The sequence below is a fragment of the Paenibacillus amylolyticus genome (genome assembly GCF_001570725.1).
GTDB classification, from domain to species: Bacteria; Bacillota; Bacilli; order Paenibacillales; family Paenibacillaceae; genus Paenibacillus; species Paenibacillus amylolyticus_A.
In genome coordinates, this window is record NZ_BCNV01000001.1 from 3137592 (window position 1) to 3154360 (window position 16769).

Consider the following 16769-nt stretch of genomic DNA (forward strand, 5'->3'; position numbering starts at 1 on the left):
GACTTTTTCCATCCACTCAGAAAAAGGACATTACATTCATTACACGATTATACAGGTTTTGAAACAGCACACCATCAGAATCTAATGGTCTCGACTCATCAGATAATCCGCAATTTCCAGCAATCTGGATGCATCAGGTAACTCGGCTCTTTCAAGTGCATCTTTTGCAGATTGAGTAAGGGATTTCACCTCAGCTACAGAAGCCTCCATGCCAATAAAATAAGGATATGTTACCTTCTGCTGATTCACATCGCTCTGTGTTTTCTTACCCATCTTTTGCTCGTCGCCCGTCAGGTCGAGAATATCATCCTGAATCTGGAACGCCAGCCCCAGATCACGACCAAACACACGCAAGGCTTCCAATTGTCCTTCCGTTGCTCCACCAATTCGTGCTCCAGCAATGAGGGAGAAAACAATCAGATCACCCGTTTTGTGCAAATGGATATATTGGAGCTGTGAAAGATCGGTCATGCCTTGCTCGCCTTCCATATCCGCGACTTGACCGCCAACCATGCCTCTTGCTCCAGCAAGTTCGGACATGTCCTCTACGATGGACAGCAACGCATCTGCCGTCACACCGCTGCGACGACCCGCTTGAACAATGCTATAAAAAGCATGAGTTAGCAACGCATCGCCCGCCAATATGGCGGTTGCTTCACCATATACCTTATGATTCGTTAATTTTCCCCTGCGGTAATCATCATTATCCATCGCAGGTAGGTCGTCGTGGATCAGTGAATAGGTATGAACCATCTCCACGGCGCAGGCTACCGGCATTGCAGCTGTACGCTGTGCACCGAAGGCTTCCGCCGCAGCAACGACCAGAAGAGGACGAAGGCGTTTGCCTCCGGCCATAAGTGAGTACTGCATCGCATCCGTCAGCGATTGGGGTACATCCCAGTGATCGGGAAGAGTGTGTTTCAACTCTTCTGTCACCTCAGCTGTGACCTCCTCAAGGTATGCTTGAAACGAAGGACGATTACTCATGGACTTCACCGCTCTCATCGTCAGCAGTTCCGAAGGGCTTCTTGCGAAGCTCTCCATCTTCTTCTACGATCATCTCGATCTTGCGTTCCACTTGTTCCAGCTTCAGACCGCAAAGTTGCGAAAGTTTCATCCCGCGCTGAAACAGATCGATGGCCTGTTCCAACGGAACATCACCATGCTCAAGCTGACCTACGATGTCTTCCAATGCCGCCATTGCCTCTTCAAAATTCAATTCCGGTTCATTCGCCATGGGTATTGTCGTCCTCCTTCATTCCCCAAACCTGACAGTCCAGCTGTCCGTCTGTTAATTTAATCTTAATTGAATCTCCAGGCTGTATATCCTTCGTCGACTTGATCAATCGCTGTTCTTGCTCGTCATAGACAAGGCTATATCCACGTGACATGACTTTAAGCGGGCTAAGCGCATCCAGATGCCGCACAGATGATTTCCAATGTTGCTGCTTGGATCTAGTTATGGACCTGATCGCAAGTTCCAGTTGTCTGCGTGCTGCCGTAGTTTCACGGCGTGCTGCATTGACCTGCTCACGAGGATTGAATCGTTGTAGTGCCGCCCGTAAACGCTCCTGCTTCTCTCCCGTCCATTTCATACGCGTATCCACTGTTCTCAAAAGCCGTTGGTGCATCATATCCAGTCGTTCCGTATGCTGCATCAAGGTACGTCTTGGATGAACCAGCACTGGCGAACGCTGTAATCTCGCGAGCCGTTCACGATTATGTACAGCGCGCTGACGCAAGCTGTGCTGTAACTGGCGCTGACGTTGTCCGATCTGATCTAGCAACTCAGCTCGATTAGGTACAGCCAGTTCCGCAGCAGCTGTAGGCGTAGCCGCACGCAAATCGGCTGCAAAATCGGCAATGGTAAAGTCCGTTTCGTGCCCAACCGCAGAAATAACAGGAATATCCGAAGCGACTATCGCTCTTGCCACAATCTCCTCATTGAAGGCCCATAATTCCTCCAATGAACCGCCTCCGCGTCCAACGATAAGTACATCAGCTTCTCCCATCCGGTTCAGGTTGCCAATCGCTTTGACGATGGAAGGTGCTGCACCTTTGCCTTGAACCAGAACCGGATACAAAACAACTTTGGCAGAAGGGTATCTACGTTGGAGTGTGATCATAATATCCCGCACCGCCGCTCCCGTCGGTGAAGTTACGACACCGATGGTCTGTGGATAACGTGGGATCTGTCTTTTTCGCGAAGGTGAAAATAACCCTTCATCCTCGAGCTTTTTCTTGAGCTGTTCGTAAGCCAGATACAGACTCCCAATCCCGTCCGGTTGCATATGGGTAGCATAGAATTGATACTGCCCATCCCGTTCATACACCGAGACATTACCACGAGCAATAACCCTTGCACCCTCCTTCGGTACAAAGGGTAATCGCTGGTTATGGGACGCAAACATAATCGACTTAATCCGGCTGTCCTTGTCCTTCAATGTAAAATACATATGGCCGCTGGAGTGATGTGTGAAATTCGAAATCTCCCCGCGTAGCCAAACGTCCGACAGGACCTGATCCGATTCCAGTTTCATTCGAATATATCGGTTCAGGTCTTTAATGGAGTAGATTTTTTGATCTGCCACAGACAAAACCCTAGGCCAATCCGTGAGCGCGCTTGGCAGCGATCAATGTATTTTGCATCAGCATTGTGATTGTCATCGGACCAACACCACCAGGAACGGGTGTAATAGGACCAGAAACTTCTTTCACGCTCTCGAAATCAACGTCTCCTGCCAGTTTGCCATTCTCCAAACGGTTCATGCCGACATCGATAACAACAGCACCCGGTTTCACAAAATCAGCATCCACAAAATTAGCACGGCCGATGGCTACAACCAGAATGTCCGCCTGGCGTGTAATTTCTTTCATGTTGGCTGTGCGGGAATGACACATGGTTACCGTCGCATTCTCACGTTGCAGCAACAGCGATACCGGTTTGCCGACAATATTGCTTCTTCCGATGACTACCGCATGTTTACCGGACATTTCCAATCCAGTACGTTTGATCAGTTCAATTACACCCGCCGGGGTGCATGGAAGCAGACTATCGTCTCCAATAACAAGATTACCAACATTGACTGGATGGAACCCGTCTACGTCTTTATCCACGGCAATCGCATCAATAACCGCTTTCTCTTCGATATGCTTCGGTAGTGGAAGTTGCACCAAAATTCCGTTGATGGATTGTTGATTGTTCAGCTTGTCCACCAGCGCGAGCAGATCTTCTTGGGACGTGTTTGCATCCAAGCGATGCACTTCGGAGTAGAATCCGAGGTCGTGACATGCTTTTTCTTTATTACGCACATATACTTGGGATGCCGGATCTTCGCCGACGAGCACAACAGCCAGACCAGGTACTACCCCCTGTTCGCTAAGCTGTTTTACTTCTGTTGTCATGCTTGCGCGGATCTCTTGGGATACTTCTTTACCGTTAATAATAGATGCTGTCATTGTACTCTCTCTCCCTTATGTGAATATAAATTTAGAGGTTGTTCAAAAAAACCGCTTTTGATTACGAAGGGTACTGAAAACCGGTCCTTTTGAACACGCACTATAGTTAATCATAGCTTAAGATAATTTTGCTTTAATAGCGTCAACTTCCTGAATCATGCGTCCAAGTACGCCATTGACGAACTTGCCGGATTCATCTGTGCCAAAATATTTGGACAGTTCAATCGCTTCATTGACGGATACCTTTGCCGGAATGTCATCACAGAATACCATTTCATACGTAGACAGTCGTAGAATCTGGCGATCCACACGTGACAGACGGCTGATCTGCCAACCTTTCAAATAATCCACGAGCAGCCCGTCAATCGCTTCTTTATTGTTCCAGGCTCCTTGTACAATCTCAGTAACATAGGTACGCATTACATCTGCATCGCGGATAACCACTTCGGTTTCATTATCTTCAGCGGCTTCATTGATCAGCATGTTCACAGCTTCTGCTGCGCCGACCTCATTCATTTCCATCTGATACAGACTTTGTACTGCAATTTCCCTTGCCAAACGTCTTTTCATGTCCTGCCTCCTGCAGCGCTCCGTCTGGAGCGTCATCATGCTTATTTTAAAATCATGCAACCATCACATGTTATCCTGTATCGGATAGATCGATGGCTTCCACGGTATTGTTATTGTTATCCCTTTTCACAAAAAAACCTGCAATACGTTTCCTCCAAAAAACGGGCAACCTAAACTACAGCTCTATTTTCGGAAGAAACATATTGCAGGGTTCAGGCAGGTCACTTAAACGGACGCCAGCGATCGCCGAGCCATTGTCCCCACTCCCTCCAGGGAATGGACGAACCCAGCTTCGAATCGCTTCGTCTGCCTAACGTATAACCGATGAACACCAAGAGTGCAAAGAACAACATATCCCAAAAACCGATCCATACATAAAGAAATCCAAAAAAGATGCCGCCGATAATTCCGGTAATTCGGCCTCTGTGACTATCCCAAATCTCTTTCCACAGCATCAGTGAAACTCACCTCATTCCACTCGACTCTTGTAGTTAGGCGACTGGGTTACATTAGCGATATACACCGTGACAAAAGATACCGGAATACCCGTAATCTCTTGTACATGATCATGTATCGCCTTTTGCAGATCAGAAGTCAGCGCAGGAATAGGTGTCTCTCCATCCACTACCGCACGGATCATAATCTCCAGTCCTGACTCAACCACACGTATGCGTGCCTTGACATCACGTACTCCCCGGAAACGGGAAGTCGCCTTCAAACAGAGATTCTCAATCGTCTCCATTGAAATCTGTACATCACCAAACTCAGTACGTTGATCCACAGACGGCAACGATGCACGCTCACGCCGAACCGAGATGTAGAAAAATCGCAAACTCAGGATAAACAAAATCGCTGCTGCAATAACCGACGCAACAATAACGTTTTGTTCCTGCTGGTAATTCAATTCGTAAGGCAGCACACCGCTGATCAGAAGAATGACGGCTGCCGATATTGCTCCAACGCTTATGCTGTATATAAACAACAGAAGCCGATCCAGTATTTTAGCCACGAACTGCACAGCCTCCCTTGCTCACTAACATTACTTACCTGTTCACTAGCAAAAAATCAGACCCTCATCTAGCTTTCGCTATAATGAAGACCTGTCCAAGACGGGATAACCCCCGGCAGTTGATGCCGGGGGAATCTGTCTTCTTTTATTTTACGCGCTGACTGTTCAGGTCGATTTCTTCCACTTTCTCGGTGCTCTTGAACTGAACGTCATGAATGTGCACATTCACTTCATTCACATTCAAGCCTGTCATGTTCTCGATGGAACGTTTCACATTCTGTTGAATCTCCGTAGCCACCTGTGGCAGACGGTATCCGTACTCGATAATTACGGAAACATCAACTGCAGCTTCACGTTGGCCTACTTCAACTTTAACGCCTTTGGAAAGGTTTTTGCGACCAAGCAATTCAGCAAATCCGCCAGCGAATCCTCCACTCATGCCTGCAACACCTTTCACTTCAAGGGTCGCCAATCCAGCAATCACTTCAATAACTTCAGGTGCGATCTGGATTTCACCGATATCCGTTCGTTCAAATTCAGTCGGTAGTGTACTCATAACTGTTCAACACACCTTTCGCGAGATAAGTTTGCGGCCATCCGTCAGGGCGCTGGACTCAGGTCAATCAACCCTCAGAACCCTTCCGGTCCGGCTTTACCGGAACTCCTGCAAACATCCGCGAGGTGCGGGCTTATCCTTTGCAGGAGACATGCGCTCTTATTATTCATACTATATCATTTGGGCTACATTATGACAAACAAGCCCAATATACCTTTTAAATCTCGTTTTCCTCAAGGAATTTGATATCAAAGTCACCACGAATGAACGTTGGGTGCTCCAGCAATTTTTGATGGAAAGGGATTGTTGTGGATATGCCTTCAATGGCAAATTCCCCAAGCGCACGTTTCATCTTGGCAATCGCTTCTTCACGATTCGCCCCCCACACAATCAACTTCGCGATCATGGAGTCGTAGAAAGGTGAAATGGTATAACCAGGATAAGCTGCACTATCTACACGCACGCCCGGTCCTCCCGGTGCAAGGTAGAATCCGATTTTGCCTGGTGATGGCATGAAGTTACGGTCCGGATCTTCCGCATTGATACGACATTCAATGGCCCAACCATTGATAACCACGTCTTCCTGACGGAATGAAAGTGGGTTGCCTTCAGCTACTGAGATCATCTCACGGATCAGGTCCACGCCAGTAACCATCTCAGTGACCGGATGCTCTACCTGAATACGCGTGTTCATCTCCATGAAATAGAATTCGCCATTCGGGCTGAGCAGGAACTCCAATGTACCCGCTCCCGAGTAATCCACAGCAAGGGCTGCCCGTACCGCAGCTTCCCCCATCAATGTACGCACATCTTCGGAGAGGATCGGACAAGGAGCTTCTTCTACCAATTTCTGGCGACGACGCTGAACCGAGCAATCACGCTCTCCTAAGTGTGCTGCATTTCCGTGTTTATCAGCAATGATCTGAATTTCCACGTGTTTCATACCTGTCAGGAATTTCTCCAGATATACACCTGCATTGCCAAATGCCTTTTGTGCTTCCTGCTGAGCAGCAGTAATCTGCTTAATCAGCGTTTCTTCATCTTCGGCGATACGAATTCCCTTACCTCCGCCACCAGCAGTCGCTTTGATAATGATAGGATATCCGATATCTCTAGCAATCATGATGGCTTCATCCATATTTTCAACGAGGCCGTCTGATCCAGGAATAACAGGTACTCCTGCATCTTTCATCGTTTGTTTGGCAACAGCCTTGTCCCCCATTTTGGTAATGGCTTCAGGTGAAGGCCCGATGAATGTGATGTTGCAGGAACCACAGATTTCTGCAAAATCAGCATTCTCCGCCAAAAAACCGTATCCAGGGTGGATTGCATCACATTCCGTCAGCGTAGCTACACTCATCAGGTTGGTGAAGTTGAGGTAACTGTCCTTGGACAGTGTCGGTCCGATACAGTAAGCCTCATCTGCAAGACGAACATGCAAAGAATCCTTATCTGCTTCCGAATAGACGGCTACCGTTGAGATGCCGATTTCGCGGCAGGCGCGAATAATACGTACCGCAATCTCTCCACGGTTCGCAATCAGTATTTTTTGAAATTTCATTTCGTTTTGTCCTCCTTCGAAGCTCATGCGGTTAGCTGTTAACCAGCTATAACGGTTATTCCGGTTTCACCAGGAAAAGGGGCTGTCCATACTCGACCAGCTGTCCGTTCTCAACCAGCACTTCAACGATTTCTCCCTTGATGTCAGCATCAAGCTCGTTCATCAGCTTCATAGCTTCGATGATACATACCGTTGTTTTCTCAACAACTTTATCACCAGCGCTCACAAAAGGACCCGCTTCCGGCGAGGAAGCTCTGTAAAAAGTACCTACCATCGGAGATACAATTTTATGTAAATGACTTGTAGTATCGACCTGCGGTGCAGCTTCACTTACCACTGCTGCCGGCTGTACTTGCGGAGCAGCAATCATTTGCGGTTGCACAGCAGCTGCTTGAACATACTCCGTTTTGCCCGGTTTGCGGATCGATAACCGTGATCCTTCATTTTCAATTTCCAACTCTTGAACGGAACTTTCATCTACCAGTTTGATCAGTTCTTTGATCTCACTCAATTTAAACATTTCCATTATTCACTCCTTCGGCATCATGCCAGTCTCACTAGGACGGTCATATGGCTTTATGTATTATATCATAATCGTTAAAAATGGAAAGAGCCCGAGAGTACAACCAGCTCCCGGGACTGCATTTCCATGATTTGGATTACTGTTCTGTAACGTATTGAACACTGATTTTGTTCTGGGAAACCGCCAATTCTTTCATGACCAGATCCACAATGGATACCGCCTGTTTTACATCCAGTTTGTCACTGAGGACCACAACTTTATACTTGTCGGCATCTTCTTGAACGATCGCATTAGCGAACTGTTGAGAGAGCGTCTCCTCAATGCCAGTGATTTTAGCTTCTTTTTCTTCCAGTGTACGGAGTTGCTCCGTTGCTTTGGCATTTTCCTCTGGCGTTTTGCTCAGATCACCTGCGACGGTCATCAGTTCCTCATACTTGCGATTGTTGCTTTCCTCACGTTGCCACTGGTAGTTCTGGAACTGGCTACTCGCAGATGCTGTCGTATTCTGCTCTTCCATTTCCTTGAGGACTTCCTCGTCCGTTTTCGTTGCAGTGCCTTCTGTCTGACCTTCCGTCTCTGGTGTGGTTGCTGCACCTTTGTCGGTTTCCTTGTCAGCTTCTTTGCCTGCTTCACCCTTATTCTCGCCTGATTCGACAGCAGGTGTTTTCTCTGTATTTCCAGTTTCTTTACCTTCCGTAGCCGCCGGTTCTTCCGCAGCGCCAGGCGCACTTGGATCACTTTCAACTTCGCCGCTATTCACCACTTCATTCACAACCAAACCTTCTGTTGGATCAAGAATGCCTGCTGTCTCCTTTGCTTCCCCTTGCTTGATTCCATCAACTTGCTGACTGTCAGCCACTGGTGCATTGACTGGACCGGAATCCTCAGTGAACAGATAATACGCGGACAAAATGACCATCAGACTCAGCATGGAAACGAGCCATACCGTTTGACGTTTGTTATTCATTAGAACTTCCTCCTCAAATTGGCTTCAATCTTATGAGAATTGAATCTTGTGATTCATCACACCCGATTAGTCTTGTTTACGCGGTACAACCGAGATCCGGTAGGCTGCTACATTCAGTCCTTTTTCCACAGCATCGGTTATCAGGTCCTTCACAACCTTGTTCTCTGCACCCCTCGCAACCACAAGCACCCCACGGATCTGCGGTTTGAGCTTTTTGGTCACTATGGGTGTCTGATCCCCTGATATTTCGTACGTGATAATCTCGCCATCGCGGGTATACTGCGTCATATGTCGCTTGCCCCCGTTAGCATCGGTTTCTTCGGTAAGTTGCTGAGAATCCTTCACATTCCGCTGAACGACCAGTTCCTCTGTGGAATCCACGGTGACCATTACATCCACCGTTCCCACACCAACAATGTTTTCCAGCACACTTTTGATTTTGTCCTCAAATGCAATTTCGATTGCCTGAAAAGGGTTCTGATCCATCGGAGCACTCTGTATGGATGCCATCGATGTTGCCGGGTCCGGTGGTTCCCGACCGATATTTTCGGAATCAATTTTTTTGACATTGACGAAGGAATTGAACAGCATGATTCCCACTCCGATCAAACCGAGGATAATCAGCCAACGGAAGGTTTGGCTTCGCCTTGCCCCGCCTTCCCCGCCACCCATCCAGGTTTCCATCTTTTTGAACCATTGTTTCATCGGACACCCTCCTTCTCAGAGCACTTCAGCACTTTTCGGTTCTTTCACTTGAACTTTGTTCGCATCAACATCCCACTTTTCAGTCAACAAAGTAATAATCTGCACCGCATGATCGGACCTTGTGGATGTCTCACCTTGCTGCTTCTTCTCATCCGCCTGATCTCGTATAACAGGCTCGGAAGGCACTTCATTTCCATCATGTTGACTTTTACTCACATCAACCTGTACATCAGGCACTTCAATCTGACCAATCTGGATGGGCTGCTGTGTTAGCTGCGATTCATCCTTCTCTGATTCTGTGTCTGTTCCGAATATGGGCTGTGTGTTTGCAGCAATTTCTTGCTGCCTTGACTTCACTCCTTCTCCTGCATCCTCTCCTGCCATTTCGACCACCACACGCTGGATCACAGGTAGTTCGACTGACGAGGCGGCTTCCATTTCCGTTTCATACTTACTCATCGCCAGTTGTACCTCTACGGACCGAACCTTTGCTCCTGTTGTTTCTTCAATCTGGCCTTTCATGACATTAGCCAGTTCTTTCGCTGTCCATTGCAGGGATTGTTCCTGTTCGCCCGCTTGCAGCCGCTTGCCCTGAGCCAGAATCTGTTCGAGCGTTGCATTCCCATCCGATGGAGCGTCCATTGCCGTCATTGCGCGCTTCAACTCGCCAACCGGATCACTTCTGAGGAGCTTTGTTATCGGTGATAAAAGAGTCAGCAGGATGAGAAGGCTCAGCACAAGCTTGACATAACGTTCCATGGATCGATTGGGCAACAGCATATCCACGAAAGTCGCCAGCAGAACGATCATGATCAATTCCTGGAGCCAGTTGCTCAGCCACCCCATCCTTTTCCAACCCCTTTCTTGCCAACATACATTCAGCGCATCATGACAGTTAGATTCCCCGCAGTCAGCAGGATGGTAATTGCCAAGAAAAACATCAGCCCAACGGCTGCCAGCGCCGCAAATACGTAGATCATGCTCTTGCCAATGGCTTGCAGGCATCCTACAATCGGGGTGTCTCCTAGCGGTTGCATGATGGCACCAGTGACGTTATATATCAAGGCAAGAGCCAGAATCTTGAGTGCCGGAAAGGCGCATAGAAACAGAATGATGATCACCCCGGTTAGTCCGATTGCATTTTTAACAAGTAAAGAAGCTGTAATTACCGTGTCCGTCGCATCTGCAAATGTCCTGCCCACGACAGGCACAAAGTTGCCTGCAATGTATTTGGCGGCTTTCAAGCTGACCCCATCTGCTACGGAGCCCGATGCTCCCTGAACCGAGATTACACCCAGAAACATCGTCAGCAGGATACCCAGTAGCGCTACGCTAATATTGCGCAGGAGGTCTGCCAGCTGTGTCAGCTTGTACTTGTCAGACAATGAACTGACGAGATGCAGAACAGCCGAGAAGAAGAGTAGCGGAAATACCAGCATGTGAATCAATGTACTCACCAGATGGATCATGAAAATAATGAGCGGATGGGTCACGGAGACGGTGATGACGTTACCCATGGAAGCGAGCAGTGTGAATAACAACGGTACCATTGCCATCATAAAGTTGATCATGCCGGTTATGGCATCCTTGGCGTATCCAATCGCCACACTGAAGCTGTTAATCGCAATGATGATGATGACCATGTAACAGATGGAGTAGGCGATTTTGCTAATATTATTTTTCTCAAATGCGGTCTGAAGGGTCTCCAGGATCATGCTGAGTACGCTTAACATCACAATCGTGACCAGAAGCTTGCCATTATATAAAATTTCATGCAGCATGAAGGTTCCTATGGCTACAAACACCGATTTCAGGCTGAATCCTTCATTGCCGGGGATTAACATATCCATGAAGGAAGGGGTTTTCCCGTCCGGGAAAAAACCACCGTATTGTTGCATCAGTTGATCCCAGTATTTCTCCACCTGATCCTTGGGAAGCTGATCGGCCTGCTGCTCCATCCACTCGCCAGAAGGCGAGCTTGCAGTAACCTGTCCCAGGATACCGAACAGAAAACAGAGCATCAGCACAACCGTAAGGCGCCACTGCGGCTTATGATGCATTGATTTCATATGAAGTCCGCACGCCCCTTCTACACCGGCATCAGCTTCATGACGGTTTCGATAATAATGCTGATGATCGGTATAGCAAGTACAAGGATTAACACCTTACCAGCCAGTTCGATCTTGGACGCAATGCTCTCCTGGCCTGCATCCCTGACGATCTGTGCGCCAAATTCAGCAATGTATGCTATGCCAATAATTTTCAGCACCGTTTTCAGATAGATGCTCTCCATGCCTGAATTCTCAGCCAACCGCTTCAACACTTCGATGACTGCACCGATCTTGCCAATTAACAACATAAAGATCACAATGCCAGTCGCAGCAGCAATCAGAAAAGCAAACATCGGCTTCTGTTCTTTAATGACCAGAATGAGCACTGTTGCGATGAGCGCCAAACCTACAACTTGGATAATTTCCACAGGTCACCACCATCCGGCTTCATGACCGTTTTCATTGAAAAAGAAATATCGATTTGATCTCTTGTAGCAGGCTGTCCAGCATACGGACCACCATGAACAATACAACGACAAATCCGATTACGGTCACCCAGTGAGCCATATCTTCCTTTCCCATTTGTTTCAGTACCGTGTGAATCATGGCAATAATGATTCCGATACCCGCAATTTGAAAGATTGCGTTCACTTCTAAATTCATGACCTTGGCACCTCACTATCCCGGCTATTTCAGAAGATCAGAATGACGATTAACGCTCCGACAAGCATCCCGAGGCTTCGGCTCATTCGTTCATATTTCAGTTGATCGGCCTGGGCACGGGATTCCTCATGCATTAGTTGTTGAATGGCTAACGATATATGTTTGGTCTGATCCTGACGGTCACTTGTGCCAAGGCTGAAGCTTAATTGCAGCATGACTTCCCGCTCGTCAGCCTTCATGGCCGATCTCCCCCACGCCAGATCCACACCTGACTGCAGACTTTCCCGGGCAGTGAGTCCATGAGGAGGTTCCATCTGTGTGGCTGCATGAAGGAACAGCGTCTTTACAGGTTCTTTGGTCTGGGCTCCCATCTTGCCCATGGCATCGGGAAGGGGAGTGAGCCCATAGTTAATCTCCGTCATTAGTCGCTGGAGGGCTGCAATGAGTTCTCGCAACTGTCTCGGTCTTAATGCATATTGTCTGGCCTTGTAAAAACCGGCGAGAGTGCTGGCTAACAGAATAATCACCGCACCTAGCATGTTAACCAAAGGCTTCACCTCCTGCCCCGGTCTGCTGCAACACACGCATTTTGCCATCAGCCAGACGAAAGCTCATTCCCCGGCTCGTCCGTTGCAGCTGGACATAACGTTGAAACATCTGCTCCGCAATTAAGGTTCTAAGCGCGGGCCTGGCCGACAACTCTGATAGGTCACGGCCATGAGCAGTCGCGATCACAGAGACGCCTGCATGCAGGGCTTCCATCACCGCCTCAGCATCCTCCGGACGACCGATCTCGTCCACAATGAGGACATCGGGCGACATGGAGCGAAGCATCATCATCATGCCCTCAGCCTTCGGACAACCGTCCATGACATCTGTTCGTGGGCCTACGTCGAATCCAGGTACTCCTTTGTAGCTCCCGGCGATTTCGGACCTTTCATCCACAATGCCCACTTTCAGACGCGGACGTATTCCCTGAACCAGTTCACTGCCCCCTGTAAGCTTCGTACCACTGCTAATTTGTCTCGCCAGATCTCGCAGTAACGTCGTTTTTCCTTGTTGAGGCGGTGAAAGGATCAATGTATGGAAGACCTGTCCGCTCTTCATGTCGAGAAGATAAGGAAGGATACGATCAGCCACTCCATGTACCTCACGCGCTACCCGAACATTAAATCCGTTGATGTCGCGCAGGTATTCGACACGCCCACCACTTAGTACCGTTCGGCCAGCAAGTCCAATTCGATGTCCCCCGGGTATGGTGATGAACCCTTTACGCAGTTCCTCTTCCAATGTATAAAGTGAATGGTTACTGATCAGATCCAGCAACCTGTGAGTCACCTCTTTCTGAGGAACATACGCTTCTTCCGGTTTCCCTGTCGGGCTACCTTGAGATGTCAGGAAGTGGTATGTGTTGCCTGCATTAATCTCCAGGGGTCTGCCTTCACGAATACGTACTTCCTCCACTTGTTCCAACAGAGCGGGTGGCATTCTTCCGAGAATAGTTCGGATCGGTTCCGGAAAAAGTTCCTTCCAGTTCACCTTCATGAGTAGGCTCCTCCAACCTTGAGATCATATGGTTCACGCTTCTGGCGCTTGTTCATATCTCAAGTTTATGCCTGTACATTTAATTTATGACGCTGAAATCTATCATTTCTTCAGAATACGGTTGAGAGTTAAAACCATAGATGTACCTCCTGTTCTAGGCACCCGTCTAGATGTGCATGCATATAGTAATTGCAGATAGGTAAGTTCCATTCAGCTTCAAAAAGAACTACCGATCCCCAGATACAGAAAGGAGTTGTGGGGAGTGCGAGTTGATGTGGTAGGCAATGTGAATGAAGTACGTACCATTGATATTGCAGGGCGAAGTGCAGTTGTTATTGATGTATTGTGTACGACCAGCACGATTGTTACGGCCCTGGCGCATGATGCTGCGGCTGTGATTGCCGTAGAGACGGTTCCGCAAGCCAAGCAGATGGAAGTGAAAGATTGCATTCGAGGCGGGGAGCGTTTTGACAAAAAAATTACCGGATTCGAGGTGGGTAACTCCCCCTATGAATATATGACTGAGGACATTGCAGATAAAACGATCATCCTAACCACAACCGATGGAACCCGAGCCTTGATCAAAGCTTCCAGGGCGAAACATGTACTAGCTGGATCATTTCTCAATGTCAGGGCTGTCGCAGCAATTCTGTGCGAACTTCAACGAGATGTATTGCTGTTATGTGCGGGGAATCAGGATGAATTTGCACTGGAAGACGCCTTGTGTGCTGGATGTATCATCGACGAACTGCACCGTCAATCCTGTTCTCCCATCCAACTAAATGATCTCGGCATAGTACTTTATCAGGCGGTATCCCAATGTCAGGAGAGCATCCCGGAGCTGGTGCAGGGATCTGTTAGCGGGCGTAGACTTGAAAAGTTAGGCAGGGTTCATGACATTTCATATTGCTCTCAATTAAATCTGCTGGATTGTGTTCCCGAGATGGGGGAAGGGAACCGCATGCAACCTTATAGAGGCATACGCGGGGGGAAGATATTCAAGTTGCTGTGAGAATGACTATGAGAAAACAAAAAAGGTGTACTGCTGCCCGTTGGCAATAGTACACCTTTGCTATGTTTGCATATGCAGAAAATTGTTATCTGCGATCTTGAGGTCCACCAATAACGGCTTGCTCAGCAGTGTCGAGATCATATGCTGTATGCAATGCCTTAATTACGTCATGCAGCTTATCTCCGTCAATGACACAAGATACTTTGATCTCGGAAGTGCTCACCATCTTGATGCTCACGCCCTCAGCGGAAATGACTTTGAACATCTTGGCAGCTACACCCGGGTGACTAACCATGCCTGCGCCAACAATGGAGATTTTAACGAGGTTCTCTTCAGATGTGACTTCACGGTAAGGCAAGCGGCTGTGAAGGCCTTCAATGACACGCAATGCGTTCTCACGATCAGACAGCGCAACAGAGAACGAGAAGTCCGCTTTGCCATCCATCACTCCGCTCTGAACGATAATGTCCACATCCAGCTGATTGGATGCAAGCGCACCAAATACTTCAGCCAGAACTCCTGGTACATCCGGCACACCCAAAATACTGATGCGAGCCACGTTTTTGTCATAGGCAATCCCACTAACCACTACGCCTTGTTCCATTGCTGCTTCCTCCTTCACAACCGTTCCTTCATTATGGTTAAAGCTGGATCTTACAATTAAAGGTACACCGGAATGCTTCGCGTACTCTACCGCACGCGGATGCAGCACCGCTGCTCCCAAATTAGCGAGTTCCAGCATTTCGTCATACGATATTTCCTTCAGTTTACGCGCAACCTTAACGATCCGCGGGTCTGTAGAATAGATTCCATCTACATCCGTATAGATCTCACATGCATCAGCCTTAATGGCTGCGGCCAGCGCTACAGCTGTTGTATCCGAACCACCACGACCCAGTGTTGTGATCTCGCCGTCTTCCGTCATGCCCTGGAAGCCTGCAACAATAACAATGTTGCCTTCAGCAAGCGCTGCATTCACACGATCGGGACGAATATCATGAATACGTGCTTTTCCGTGAACCGGCTCTGTGCGGAATCCCGCTTGCCAGCCCGTAAATGATACTGCCTTCCGTCCAAGCGCTTGAATAGCCATCGATAACAAGGAGATCGAAATCTGTTCTCCTGTCGTTAAGAGCATATCCATCTCACGAGCAGGCAGATCACTATTCAGTTGTTTTGCCTGATCAATCAAATCATCAGTTGTATCCCCCATGGCCGAAACCACGACTACACACCGATGTCCTTCATCAGCTTTTTCTACAACACGTCCGGCTACACGCTTCATGCGTTCAGTATCTCCGACCGAGCTGCCCCCAAATTTCATGACGTACAATGACAACGCAAATCCACTCCCTACCTTGTGCAGTATGCATATTGATGTCCATCGTCATTATTCTCTACGAGAAATGACTTTAACCCAGTATATTACGAAAGCGACTGATAGGCTAATCTTTTTTCGAAAAAACCCTCTGCCAAAGGAATGGCAAAGGGCTGTTAATAACCTTTTGTAGCTTACAGGTTGTGAAAGTTACGCACGGGAAGAGTATTTACCTTCACGTGTATCAATCAGGAGAACGTCACCTTCGTTAATGAACAAAGGAACCTGTACGTTCAAGCCTGTTTCCACTTTTGCATTTTTGGTAGCGCCTTGTGCAGTGTTACCTTTAACGCTTGGCTCAGTCTCGATAACTTTCAGCTCAACGCTTGTTGGCAAGTCAATTCCGAGAATTTCACCTTGGTAGCTCACGATCTTAACGACCATGTTTTCTTTCAGGAAGTTCAATTCCCATTCCAGTTGGTCACTAGTCAATGTGAACTGGTCATACGTTTCGTTATCCATGAACGTGTGCTCTGTACCGCTTGCATACAGGTAGGATACGCCACGGTTTTCAATGATCGCGCGTCCAATGGTTTCACCTGCACGGAATGTTTTTTCAACGGTGTTACCATTACGCAGGTTTTTCAATTTGGAACGTACGAAGGCAGCGCCTTTACCTGGTTTAACGTGTTGGAAATCAAGCACGGTATAGATATCGTTATCTACTTGCACGGTCAAGCCTGTTTTAAAATCGTTTACTGAAATCACAAAAAATCCCTCCTGATATGGTTGAAAAGTAGGTGATACAAGACGATGGGTTAATGTAATGG

General features: G+C 48.0%; 21 protein-coding genes. 1 reads left to right on the plus strand and 20 read right to left on the minus strand.

Features of this window, described 5'->3' with window-relative positions; translation table 11 throughout:
- Positions 1 to 81: 81 nt before the first annotated feature.
- The 18 genes from PAHA3_RS13935 to spoIIIAA all read right to left on the minus strand — a co-directional run bounded on the left by PAHA3_RS13935 (position 82) and on the right by spoIIIAA (position 13609).
- Positions 82 to 987: a polyprenyl synthetase family protein gene (locus PAHA3_RS13935; protein ID WP_062835265.1), complete on the minus strand. Its 906-nt coding sequence runs from the start codon at positions 985 to 987 to the stop codon at positions 82 to 84.
- Positions 980 to 1237: an exodeoxyribonuclease VII small subunit gene (gene xseB / locus PAHA3_RS13940; protein WP_017687599.1), complete on the minus strand. Its 258-nt coding sequence runs from the start codon at positions 1235 to 1237 to the stop codon at positions 980 to 982. The genes PAHA3_RS13935 and xseB overlap by 8 nt, the downstream gene beginning before the upstream one ends.
- The gene (gene xseA / locus PAHA3_RS13945) at positions 1227 to 2591 is read right to left on the minus strand and encodes an exodeoxyribonuclease VII large subunit (protein ID WP_082762804.1); all 1365 of its coding nucleotides are present in this window, start codon (positions 2589 to 2591) and stop codon (positions 1227 to 1229) included. The genes xseB and xseA overlap by 11 nt, the downstream gene beginning before the upstream one ends.
- A gap of 10 nt (positions 2592 to 2601) precedes the next feature.
- Complete coding sequence (folD, locus tag PAHA3_RS13950; protein ID WP_062835266.1) at positions 2602 to 3459, minus strand: bifunctional methylenetetrahydrofolate dehydrogenase/methenyltetrahydrofolate cyclohydrolase FolD; 858 nt, start codon at positions 3457 to 3459, stop codon at positions 2602 to 2604.
- Between the two features lie 117 nt (positions 3460 to 3576).
- On the minus strand, positions 3577 to 4029 hold the full coding sequence (gene nusB, locus PAHA3_RS13955) for a transcription antitermination factor NusB (protein ID WP_062835267.1): 453 nt from the start codon (positions 4027 to 4029) through the stop codon (positions 3577 to 3579).
- Between the two features lie 221 nt (positions 4030 to 4250).
- A complete protein-coding gene (locus PAHA3_RS13960) occupies positions 4251 to 4484 on the minus strand; it encodes a DUF2273 domain-containing protein (protein WP_017687595.1) in 234 nt (77 codons plus the stop codon).
- 14 nt (positions 4485 to 4498) lie between these two features.
- Positions 4499 to 5038, minus strand: a complete 540-nt coding sequence (gene amaP, locus PAHA3_RS13965) for an alkaline shock response membrane anchor protein AmaP (RefSeq protein WP_017687594.1) — start codon at positions 5036 to 5038, stop codon at positions 4499 to 4501.
- A gap of 145 nt (positions 5039 to 5183) precedes the next feature.
- Positions 5184 to 5594 (minus strand): Asp23/Gls24 family envelope stress response protein, encoded by a 411-nt coding sequence (locus tag PAHA3_RS13970; RefSeq protein WP_017687593.1) that lies wholly within the window; start codon positions 5592 to 5594, stop codon positions 5184 to 5186.
- A gap of 217 nt (positions 5595 to 5811) precedes the next feature.
- Positions 5812 to 7155 (minus strand): acetyl-CoA carboxylase biotin carboxylase subunit, encoded by a 1344-nt coding sequence (gene accC / locus PAHA3_RS13975; protein ID WP_062835268.1) that lies wholly within the window; start codon positions 7153 to 7155, stop codon positions 5812 to 5814.
- 55 nt (positions 7156 to 7210) lie between these two features.
- Complete coding sequence (gene accB / locus PAHA3_RS13980; protein ID WP_036614903.1) at positions 7211 to 7675, minus strand: acetyl-CoA carboxylase biotin carboxyl carrier protein; 465 nt, start codon at positions 7673 to 7675, stop codon at positions 7211 to 7213.
- 139 nt (positions 7676 to 7814) lie between these two features.
- On the minus strand, positions 7815 to 8645 hold the full coding sequence (locus tag PAHA3_RS13985) for a SpoIIIAH-like family protein (protein WP_062835269.1): 831 nt from the start codon (positions 8643 to 8645) through the stop codon (positions 7815 to 7817).
- Positions 8646 to 8711: 66 nt separating this feature from the next.
- On the minus strand, positions 8712 to 9350 hold the full coding sequence (gene spoIIIAG, locus PAHA3_RS13990; protein ID WP_062835270.1) for a stage III sporulation protein AG: 639 nt from the start codon (positions 9348 to 9350) through the stop codon (positions 8712 to 8714).
- A gap of 15 nt (positions 9351 to 9365) precedes the next feature.
- Positions 9366 to 10196: a stage III sporulation protein AF gene (spoIIIAF, locus tag PAHA3_RS13995; protein ID WP_062835271.1), complete on the minus strand. Its 831-nt coding sequence runs from the start codon at positions 10194 to 10196 to the stop codon at positions 9366 to 9368.
- Between the two features lie 32 nt (positions 10197 to 10228).
- Positions 10229 to 11419 (minus strand): stage III sporulation protein AE, encoded by a 1191-nt coding sequence (gene spoIIIAE / locus PAHA3_RS14000; RefSeq protein ID WP_062835272.1) that lies wholly within the window; start codon positions 11417 to 11419, stop codon positions 10229 to 10231.
- 20 nt (positions 11420 to 11439) lie between these two features.
- Positions 11440 to 11829, minus strand: coding sequence for a stage III sporulation protein AD (spoIIIAD, locus tag PAHA3_RS14005; RefSeq protein WP_017687586.1), 390 nt, complete (start codon positions 11827 to 11829; stop codon positions 11440 to 11442).
- 31 nt (positions 11830 to 11860) lie between these two features.
- Positions 11861 to 12064, minus strand: coding sequence for a stage III sporulation protein AC (gene spoIIIAC, locus PAHA3_RS14010; protein WP_017687585.1), 204 nt, complete (start codon positions 12062 to 12064; stop codon positions 11861 to 11863).
- A gap of 29 nt (positions 12065 to 12093) precedes the next feature.
- Entirely contained in the window at positions 12094 to 12612 is a 519-nt protein-coding gene (gene spoIIIAB, locus PAHA3_RS14015; RefSeq protein WP_062835273.1) for a stage III sporulation protein SpoIIIAB, read from the minus strand.
- Positions 12605 to 13609, minus strand: coding sequence for a stage III sporulation protein AA (spoIIIAA, locus tag PAHA3_RS14020; protein ID WP_062835274.1), 1005 nt, complete (start codon positions 13607 to 13609; stop codon positions 12605 to 12607). Before spoIIIAA ends, spoIIIAB begins: the two co-directional genes overlap by 8 nt.
- Positions 13610 to 13871: 262 nt before the next feature.
- Here spoIIIAA and PAHA3_RS14025 point away from each other — a divergent pair, with 262 nt between their 5' ends.
- Positions 13872 to 14621 (plus strand): 2-phosphosulfolactate phosphatase, encoded by a 750-nt coding sequence (locus PAHA3_RS14025; RefSeq protein ID WP_062835275.1) that lies wholly within the window; start codon positions 13872 to 13874, stop codon positions 14619 to 14621.
- A gap of 85 nt (positions 14622 to 14706) precedes the next feature.
- Here PAHA3_RS14025 and PAHA3_RS14030 read toward each other — a convergent pair whose 3' ends face one another.
- Both PAHA3_RS14030 and efp read right to left on the minus strand, forming a co-directional pair.
- The gene (locus tag PAHA3_RS14030; RefSeq protein ID WP_062835276.1) at positions 14707 to 15960 is read right to left on the minus strand and encodes an aspartate kinase; all 1254 of its coding nucleotides are present in this window, start codon (positions 15958 to 15960) and stop codon (positions 14707 to 14709) included.
- Positions 15961 to 16149: 189 nt separating this feature from the next.
- A complete protein-coding gene (efp, locus tag PAHA3_RS14035; RefSeq protein WP_017687580.1) occupies positions 16150 to 16707 on the minus strand; it encodes an elongation factor P in 558 nt (185 codons plus the stop codon).
- Positions 16708 to 16769: the final 62 nt, after the last annotated feature.

What these genes read in the sequence shown, in the direction of transcription:
- spoIIIAE (WP_062835272.1), bottom strand. Translation starts at nt 11,419, where the DNA reads ATGAAATCAATGCATCATAAGCCGCAGTGGCGCCTTACGGTTGTGCTG.
- accB (WP_036614903.1), bottom strand. Translation starts at nt 7,675, where the DNA reads ATGTTTAAATTGAGTGAGATCAAAGAACTGATCAAACTGGTAGATGAA.
- spoIIIAF (WP_062835271.1), bottom strand. Translation starts at nt 10,196, where the DNA reads ATGGGGTGGCTGAGCAACTGGCTCCAGGAATTGATCATGATCGTTCTG.
- PAHA3_RS13935 (WP_062835265.1), bottom strand. Translation starts at nt 987, where the DNA reads ATGAGTAATCGTCCTTCGTTTCAAGCATACCTTGAGGAGGTCACAGCT.
- PAHA3_RS13960 (WP_017687595.1), bottom strand. Translation starts at nt 4,484, where the DNA reads ATGCTGTGGAAAGAGATTTGGGATAGTCACAGAGGCCGAATTACCGGA.
- spoIIIAG (WP_062835270.1), bottom strand. Translation starts at nt 9,350, where the DNA reads ATGAAACAATGGTTCAAAAAGATGGAAACCTGGATGGGTGGCGGGGAA.
- spoIIIAA (WP_062835274.1), bottom strand. Translation starts at nt 13,609, where the DNA reads ATGAAGGTGAACTGGAAGGAACTTTTTCCGGAACCGATCCGAACTATT.
- folD (WP_062835266.1), bottom strand. Translation starts at nt 3,459, where the DNA reads ATGACAGCATCTATTATTAACGGTAAAGAAGTATCCCAAGAGATCCGC.
- xseB (WP_017687599.1), bottom strand. Translation starts at nt 1,237, where the DNA reads ATGGCGAATGAACCGGAATTGAATTTTGAAGAGGCAATGGCGGCATTG.
- nusB (WP_062835267.1), bottom strand. Translation starts at nt 4,029, where the DNA reads ATGAAAAGACGTTTGGCAAGGGAAATTGCAGTACAAAGTCTGTATCAG.
- accC (WP_062835268.1), bottom strand. Translation starts at nt 7,155, where the DNA reads ATGAAATTTCAAAAAATACTGATTGCGAACCGTGGAGAGATTGCGGTA.
- PAHA3_RS13985 (WP_062835269.1), bottom strand. Translation starts at nt 8,645, where the DNA reads ATGAATAACAAACGTCAAACGGTATGGCTCGTTTCCATGCTGAGTCTG.
- PAHA3_RS13970 (WP_017687593.1), bottom strand. Translation starts at nt 5,594, where the DNA reads ATGAGTACACTACCGACTGAATTTGAACGAACGGATATCGGTGAAATC.
- spoIIIAC (WP_017687585.1), bottom strand. Translation starts at nt 12,064, where the DNA reads ATGAATTTAGAAGTGAACGCAATCTTTCAAATTGCGGGTATCGGAATC.